Origin of the sequence: Clostridium boliviensis, from assembly GCF_033342255.1 — a bacterium.
GTDB lineage: Bacteria > Bacillota > Clostridia > Lachnospirales > Lachnospiraceae > Lacrimispora > Lacrimispora boliviensis.
Genome location: NZ_JAWONS010000288.1, coordinates 1 through 328 on the forward strand (window position 1 = coordinate 1; position 328 = coordinate 328).

1 protein-coding gene is annotated in these 328 nt (G+C 58.8%); it reads right to left on the reverse strand.

The features are described from left to right. Positions 1 to 328 (reverse strand): ABC transporter permease subunit (locus tag RZO55_RS20380; protein ID WP_318066101.1); only part of this gene is annotated, 328 nt, incomplete at both ends.

The window sequence follows — 328 nt, forward strand, 5'->3', positions numbered from 1 at the left end:
CACCGTGTTCCGCATCTGGATGATGTTGTTGGTCATCTCCGGGATGAAGATCAGCGACAGAAGGGCGGTGCCCTTTAACATTTCGATCAGGAGATTGCCGAAGGAAGGAAGCATGATCCGGAAGGCCTGGGGTAGGATGATGCTCCGCATCCGCTGGGCCGGGGTCATATTGAGGGCGATTCCCGCCTCGTGCTGTCCCCGGGGAATGGCCAGGATGGCGCTTCGGACCACCTCGGAACCGTAGGATCCGTAATTGAGCGTGAAGGCCAAAATCCCGACAATCCCCGATGGAAGGTTGATTCCCGCCAGCACCGGCAGGGCGAAGTAC